The following is a 7,509-nucleotide window of genomic DNA, read 5'->3' on the forward strand; positions in this document are numbered from 1 at the left end:
AATTACAACATTTAAAAATATTATTTTATTGGGATCTTTAGAACCTCTGGTACTGTTAAAATATATGAAATTTCTGGAAATTTTTAGAGTTCATATACTAATAATATTGCATTTTATAGTTGAAAACTATACTTTTACCATAGATTTAACTACCAATTTTACCTTGATATTGTCAATAAAGATAAAAAAAGAAAGAAAGTTGATATGTATTTAGAATAAAGCAACCAAAGTACAGCAGTATTTTTATAAAAAACAAAATAATGAGGAGGTCTTTATTATGGTATTAGGAACACGTTACCCAGTTTTAGGATTTCATACAGGAGGTGTGGGACAGTCAGATGATGGTATTCCACCACAACCTTTTGAAACTTTTTGCTATGACTCTGCTTTATTAGAAGCTAAAATTGAAAATTTCAATGTGGTTCCATACACATCAGTTCTTCCAAAAGAGCTTTATGGTAATATTTTACCTGTGGATGAGGTAGTTGATAAATTTCACCATGGAGCTGTTTTAGAAGTTATAATGGCTGGAAATGGGGCAAATAGGGATGAGCACAAAGCTATTGCAACAGGTGTTGGTATAGTTTGGGGTTACAATGAAAAAGATGAGTTAATAGGTGGATGGGCTGCAGAGTATGTAGAGTATTTCCCAACATATATAGATGATGAAATTGCTAAAGCGCACTGTGAGCTTTGGTTAAAAAAATCATTAAATCACGAATTGAGTATAAGAGGAATTAAAAAGTTTAGTGATTTCCAAATATTCCATAATTTCTTAAATATTGAAAAACAATTTGGATATTGTTTAACTGCTTTAGGATTTTTGAATTTTGAATATGCAGATGTTGTTGAAAAAAAATAAAAATGAAGAAGGAGGTTTTTTATTATGAAGTCTATTGATTATTTAAATTGGCCACTATTGGTATTTCACGAGTTAGATTCAACCTACGAATCCTCTAAACAATTGGATATACTTTTAGAATCTTTCAATACCTCTTTTGTTGATAATAGCACTGATTTTAAAAGGGTATTTTCCTCTGATAAAGCTATCGCTGGAGTTGTTTTAGATACTGATGAGGAGCTAGAAGAGTTAGTTAAGTATATCAGAAAAACTAATTCTAAAATTCCTATAATTGTTTTGACAGAGAAATCTTCTGCTGAGATACCTTTACAAATTTTAAATTCAATCAACCTTATTATGAATATTTTTGAAGATAGTCTCACTTTCTTAGCTGGGCAATTAGAGGTTGAGGTTGAAAAATATATAAAATCTATAAAACCAGTTTTCTTTGGTGAACTTATGGACTATACTCATAAATTTAAATACCCTTGGCATACTCCTGGTCACGCTGGAGGGCTTATGTTTATGACAAATCCTATTGGAAAAATGATGTTAGATTTCTATGGAGAGAATACTCTTAGAGCAGACCTTTCTATATCTGTTCCTGAACTAGGTTCACTTCTTGATGATGAGGGTCCTGTTAAAGATGCGGAAAGTAATTCTGCTAGAGTTTTCTCAGCTGATAAAACTTATTATATCTTAAATGGTACAAGTTCTGTTAATCAAGTTATTTGGAAAGGGAGAGTTACTAAGGATAACTTAGCTTTTGTAGATAGAAACTGTCATAAATCATTAAATTATGGAATGGTTATAACTGAAGCTATTCCTATGTATATGATACCTAGAAGAAATAGTTTGGGTATTATTGGACCTGTTAAATTAAATGAGTTTACAAAAGAGTATATTGATAAGATGATTCTTGATAATCCTAAATTGACAGATGAGCAGAAAAAGCAAAAAATTAAGATGTCTGCATTAACAAACTCAACTTATGATGGACTATGTTACAATGTTAATAAAATTAAAGAGGCTTTGAATAACAATGTAGAAAACCTACATTTTGATGAGGCTTGGTATGCTTATGCTAAATTCCATCCAATATATAAAAACCACTATGCAATGACTGAGTCTGATGACTTTATTGAACATCCACCAATCTTTGCATCTCAATCGACACATAAACTATTGGGAGCTTTTTCTCAAGCCTCTATGCTTCATGTTAAAGATGGTACAAAAAGTAAAGTTGACTTTGTAGTTTTTGATGAAGCATATTTGATGTATGGATCAACATCACCACAGTATAGTATGATTGCATCTTTAGATGTATCCACTGCCATGATGGATTTCTGTGGTAAAGAGATAATTGATGAAACTATTTTAAATGCAATTCATTTTAGAAAAAGAATTGCTCATTTAAATAAGGAATATGCTAGTTTTAATCAATGGTTTTTCTCATTATGGCAACCAGAAAAAGTTTTATACAATGGTGTATTAACAGATTTTGAAGATGTTCCAGATAAATATCTTTTAGATAATCAAAGTTGTTGGACTTTAGATTCTAATAATAACTGGCATGGATTTAGTGATATCGAAAAAGATTATGTTATGCTAGACCCTATAAAGTTAACCTTGAAATGTCCAGGGTTAAATGTTGATGGGAAATATGAAGAAATAGGTATTCCAGCTTCTATTTTAAGTAACTATATTATTGATAGGGGAGTGGTTAATGAAAAAACAGATACATACTCTCTTTTATTCCTTCATTCTATTGGGACTACTATAACAAAACAGGAAGCTCTTATTAAAGTTTTAATGGATTTTAAAAAAGATTTTGATAAAAATACCCCTCTTAAAGAGATATTCCCAGATTTAGTGAACTCTTATCCTGAAAAATACTCTAACAAAGGATTAAAAGATCACTGTTTAGATATGCATAAATATATTATAGAATCCAAACTTTTAGAACTTATGGATAAAGCTTTCCAAATTATTCCTAATCAGGAATTAACACCTGCAGAAGCCTCTAGAGAAGTATTTAGAGGAAATATTGAACATGTTCCAGTAAAAGATTGTATGAATAGAGTTGCTGGAGTTATTGTTGTGCCATATCCTCCTGGAATTCCAGTACTAATGGGTGGTGAAAAAATAGATGAAACCTCTAAACCTATTTTAGACTTCCTTTTAGCAAGAGAGGAGTTTGAAAGAATTTTCCCAGGATATTTTAGTGATATTCATGGAATTGAAGCTTTTGTTGATAAAGATGGAATTAGAAGATTCCATACAATGGTTATAAAAAATTAAATTTTTTAAGGAGGGTTTAAAATGGCTAGTGATAGTAAAAAACTTGGCTTAGTGGCCCTTACTGCCGTTGTTATTAGTGCTATGATTGGTGGTGGAGTGTTTAATCTACCTCAAAACATGGCTCAATCAGCAGGGGCTGGAGCGATTATTATTGCATGGATTATAACAGGGCTGGGAATGTGGTTTGTTGCCAACACATTTAGAATCTTGGCAGAAGCTAGACCAGATGCAACAACTGGAATTTATACTTATGGAGAACTTGGGTTTGGAAAATTTACCGGTTTCCTTATGGCTTGGGGTTATTGGATTTGTAACTGTTTTGCCAATATCGGTTATGCAGTTTTACTAATGGACTCTTTAAATTATTTCTTCCCTGGATATTTTACAGGTGGAAATAACTTTAACTCGGTTATCGGAGGCTCCCTAGTTATATGGATTATGTACTTTATTGTTCTTGCTGGTGTTAAGGGAGCAACTTCTTTAAACACTATTGGAACTATAGGTAAACTTGTTCCAATAGTAATATTTTTATTAATTACTGCTTTTGTATTTAAAATTGCTTTTTTCTTCACTAACTTCTGGGGTACTGAAACTATCACTTATCTTGCCGATAAACCTCTTGGTAGTCTTTTAAGTCAAGTAAAAAGTACAATGCTTGTTACTCTTTGGGTATTTATAGGAATAGAGGGTGCAGTTGTTGTATCAGATAGAGCTAAAGATCAAGCTGAAGTTGGAAAGGCTACTCTTTTAGGATTTTTAGGATGTTTAGTTCTTTATGCAGTACTGTCATTACTTCCTCTTGGGCACTTCTCTCAAGGAGAACTTTCAACTATGGCAGCTCCATCAACAGCAGCTGTTTTAGGTGGAATTATTGGACAGTGGGGAGATTGGATTATGAATTTGGGAGTTATAATAGCTATTCTAAGTTCTTGGCTTGTTTGGACTATTATGCTTGCTGAACTTCCATTTGCTGCTGCTAAAGCGGGAACTTTTCCAAAATCTTTTGCTAAAGTAAATAAAAATGATTCCCCATCATTTTCACTGCTTATTTCAAGTATTATTATGCAGATTACTATGGTTGTGGTTTACTTCTCTAACAACGCTTGGAACTTAATGTTAAGTATCACTGGGGTGATGGTTTTACCTTGTTATATAATTTGTACAGCATACCTATGGAAAATTGCTGCAAAAAATGATAACTATCCAACTAATATATTTGCAAGTAGAAAAAATGCTGAAATAACAGGTCTTTTAGGAACAATCTATGGTCTATGGCTTGTATATGCTGCTGGACTAAACTATATGCTTCTTGCTGCTGTTATCTATGCTATTGGTATCCCATTCTTTATGAGAGCCAGAAAAGAGTTTGATCCAAGTAATTCTGAGTTTACTAAAGAGGAAAAAGTATTTTCAATAGTCCTATTTATTCTTGGAATTTTGGGGCTAATATATTTGATTATGAATTACAAAGCTCTATTAGGATAAAGAAATAATATTAATAAGTTAAAGGTGTTTATAATATGGGGATTATGTAAAATACATCCATATTATAGACACCTAATATTAATTTTTCAAGGATTAATATATTAAAAAATAAAAATATGATATAACAAAATAGCTTAAAAGTGCTTAAGGAGGATTTAGTTGCTATGGAAAAGAGATGTTCTCTAGGGATTTTTGCATTATCAACAATTGTTGTAGGCTCTATGATAGGCGGAGGAATATTTAATATGCCTAAAAATATTGCTCAAACATCATCTGCTGGAGCAGCTATGATAGGTTGGCTAATCTCTGGTGTAGGAGTTCTTTTTCTAGCCAAAAACTTTCAAATTTTAGCTAGTGAAACCCCAGATATAACAGACGGAATATATAAATATGCTAAAGTGGGTTTTGGAAATTTTTCTGGATTTCATTCAGCATGGGGATATTGGATTTCAAATGTTATAAGTAATGCCAGTTATCCAGTTCTATTGGTTCAAACTTTAAACTATTTTTTCCCCAGTATAGGACCTATAAATAGTATCAACGGGCTTCTTTTGGGAACTCTTTTGATTTGGATTGTGATAGGAATTGCTTTAACAGGAGATATAGGATTAAAATTTATAAATGTTTTAGCAACAATAGGTAAAGTTATAGCTATTTTTTTAGGAATCGTTATTTTGTATATTGGATTTGACAAACAGATATTTTTTAAGGATTTTTGGAGTGTTTCTTTAAATAACCCCTCTGTTTTTACTCAAGTAAAGGGGTGTATGTTACAAACTTTATGGGCATTTATAGGGATAGAAGGTGCTGTTGTCATCTCTGATAAAGCTTCAGATATAAAACTTGTGGGGAGAGCTACTATGATAGGGTATTTTATATCTTTATTTTTATATGTTTTTATTGTTCTTTTAAGTTATGGTGTCTTGAGTGATGCAGAATTAGCTGCTTTAAAAAATCCAGCATTATCATATATTATTGAAAGAGTTATAGGTCCAGTAGGAGCAAGTTTGGTTAATATTGCTGTTTTAGTATCCGTTGGTGGAGCTTGGTTAAGCTGGACATTTTTAACAGCTGAAATTCCATATAATGTAGCTTTAGATGGACTTTTCCCTAAATTTTTTAAAAAAGTTAATAAAAATGATGCTTGTTCTGGAGCGCTTCTTACAAATGGAGTTTTAAAACAAATTGTATTTTTTCTTTCATTATCAGCTCAAAATGCATATCTTGTTATTACAAACTCCGCTTCATGTATGATTCTTATTCCCTATATTTTTTCTTCATTATTTTTGACAAAAATTGCAATCAGAAATTCTCATAAAAAATGCTTTTATTGGGGAGTAGGTGGAGTTATCTATGGAGCATGGATGATTTATTCATCTGGATTGAACTATATTTTTCAGTCATTATCGCTCTATTCTTTTGGAACTCTTTATTTTATATATGCTACTAAAAGAGAAACAGGATATTTTTTTCAAAATACTAAGGAAAAATTTATATCGTTTATAATTTTAATTTTTGGAATTATTTCAGTCTACTATATTTTAATTTGATTTTATAAAAAAGGAGGAATATCACTAAGTATTCCTCCTTTATATTTAATATAGTATATTCTAATTTTTAGAAATAAAGCTATTTATCTTAAGTTTTTGACCACTATCAGCATATACGATAACCTCAGAAACTCCTGATTCCATAAATTCTGCTCCAATTTCATTGAGTTTATCTTTTAAAATCTCTTGTTCTGGTTCATTATTGGTTTGAATGGCAATTTCCCATCTGCCTAATATGTTTATTTCACTTATAATTTTCATGGTATCGTCTCCTTAAAAATGGTTATGATTATAAATTTATACTAGAAGAATAGAATAGTTCCTTTTTTCATCTAAATGTAAAGTATAGTCTTTTTTATCCATATTTACTTTTTTATTAATAACTCCTCCTTGGAATGTATAAGCATTGTTAGTAAGTCATTATATGGTGTAGATATATTAAACTCTTTTCCCTTTTTTGAAATGTATCCATTGATATAATCAATCTCTGTAAGTCTATGATTTTGTATTAAATCTTGATGCATAGATGGGAAATGTTCACCAGCTTCGTCAGGATCATACGTTTGTTCAACATTACTTATAATTTCATCGACTTTTAAATCAACTTCTTGTTTATTAGCTATCTCAGAAAACTCTTGAATTATATTTGTAATTATATTTCTAGAATTTTTTAATTGACCAAACTCCTCTATATTACAGTTTAAGATAGTACAAGTACAGTTTAAAGCACCGTTTATACATGCTTTTTTCCAAATCGATAGAATCACATTTTTGCTGTGTATAGCATTAAGGGACGCTTTATTGAAAATTTGGCATATTTTTTCAGCAGCATGTTCCATATTTGGGTCTAAACTTTGAATCTCTACGTTTCCACTTCCTGTCAGTTTTATATGTCCAGGAGCAACTAGTTCAGATGTCCATAGAGTAACTCCCATAAGGATATTTTTTTTATTTACAAATTCAGCTATTGTATCACTGTGTCCCAATCCATTTAATAGACATAAAACTTGTGTATTTTTGCCAATTATTTTCTCTATACTTTTTAACATGGGTTTTAATCCCATTGACTTGGTAAATAAAATTATTAAATCTGGAATCTCATTTACTTCTTCTGGAAAAAAAATTGGTATTTTAATTGTTTTTAAAGTGTCATTATCATCAACTAAAAGTCCATCTTTATTAATTATTTCAACATGTTGTTTCCAAGTATCCACTAAAAATACATTATTTCCAGCTTCTTGTAACATATATCCAAAACGTGATCCCATAGCTCCTGCTCCAATTATTGCAATTTTCATACTCAACGCTCTCCTTTATTTATGTAATTTATAT

General features: G+C 30.8%; 7 protein-coding genes. 5 read left to right on the plus strand and 2 right to left on the minus strand.

What is annotated here, in order from left to right; genetic code table 11:
- The 5 genes from ACMOUI_RS02305 to ACMOUI_RS02325 all read left to right on the plus strand — a co-directional run.
- A partial coding sequence (locus tag ACMOUI_RS02305; protein WP_418964132.1) for a hypothetical protein occupies positions 1 to 214 on the plus strand: 214 nt, incomplete at its 5' end.
- Between the two features lie 63 nt (positions 215 to 277).
- On the plus strand, positions 278 to 862 hold the full coding sequence (locus ACMOUI_RS02310; RefSeq protein ID WP_418964133.1) for a pyruvoyl-dependent arginine decarboxylase: 585 nt from the start codon (positions 278 to 280) through the stop codon (positions 860 to 862).
- Positions 863 to 886: 24 nt separating this feature from the next.
- Positions 887 to 3,142: an Orn/Lys/Arg decarboxylase N-terminal domain-containing protein gene (locus ACMOUI_RS02315; protein WP_418964134.1), complete on the plus strand. Its 2,256-nt coding sequence runs from the start codon at positions 887 to 889 to the stop codon at positions 3,140 to 3,142.
- A gap of 21 nt (positions 3,143 to 3,163) precedes the next feature.
- Positions 3,164 to 4,627, plus strand: a complete 1,464-nt coding sequence (locus ACMOUI_RS02320) for a basic amino acid/polyamine antiporter (protein WP_418964135.1) — start codon at positions 3,164 to 3,166, stop codon at positions 4,625 to 4,627.
- Positions 4,628 to 4,791: 164 nt separating this feature from the next.
- Positions 4,792 to 6,177, plus strand: a complete 1,386-nt coding sequence (locus ACMOUI_RS02325) for a basic amino acid/polyamine antiporter (protein ID WP_418964136.1) — start codon at positions 4,792 to 4,794, stop codon at positions 6,175 to 6,177.
- A gap of 60 nt (positions 6,178 to 6,237) precedes the next feature.
- On the opposite strand, the gene ACMOUI_RS02330 is transcribed toward ACMOUI_RS02325, so the two are convergent.
- Positions 6,238 to 6,438 carry a hypothetical protein gene (locus ACMOUI_RS02330; protein ID WP_418964137.1) on the minus strand — a complete coding sequence of 67 codons (201 nt, stop codon included), beginning with the start codon at positions 6,436 to 6,438 and terminating at the stop codon, positions 6,238 to 6,240.
- A gap of 104 nt (positions 6,439 to 6,542) precedes the next feature.
- On the minus strand, positions 6,543 to 7,475 hold the full coding sequence (locus ACMOUI_RS02335) for a 2-dehydropantoate 2-reductase (RefSeq protein WP_418964138.1): 933 nt from the start codon (positions 7,473 to 7,475) through the stop codon (positions 6,543 to 6,545).
- Positions 7,476 to 7,509 lie beyond the last annotated feature (34 nt).

Source organism: Cetobacterium sp. (assembly GCF_048470075.1).
Lineage (GTDB): Bacteria > Fusobacteriota > Fusobacteriia > Fusobacteriales > Fusobacteriaceae > Cetobacterium_A.